Source organism: Virgibacillus sp. 7505, assembly GCF_002272135.1.
Lineage (GTDB): Bacteria > Bacillota > Bacilli > Bacillales > Amphibacillaceae > Terribacillus.
On record NZ_NPBF01000307.1, the window covers coordinates 1 to 236 of the forward strand.

1 pseudogene is annotated in these 236 nt (G+C 42.8%); it reads right to left on the reverse strand.

The features are described from left to right. A pseudogene (locus CHH91_RS21000) lies at positions 1-236 on the reverse strand (EamA family transporter); the annotation flags it as partial.

Sequence of the window (236 nt, forward strand, 5' to 3'; positions counted from 1 at the left end):
ACCCACTCTAACAAGGCTCCGATCCAAACAAATTGGAACAAAAACACGATCGCTAGAGAGGCGTTTAACGTTTGCAAGGCTTGATAATAAAATATTCCTGTTAACCCGAATGGAACGCCAGATAGGATAAGCTTTAAAATTTGTATCCGTGTCAGTTTTTTCTTTTTCGTAAAGAACACTGCAAGCCAAGTAAGCACAGCGCCGAAGAGATATTGCCCCCCGGTTACTGCTGACAC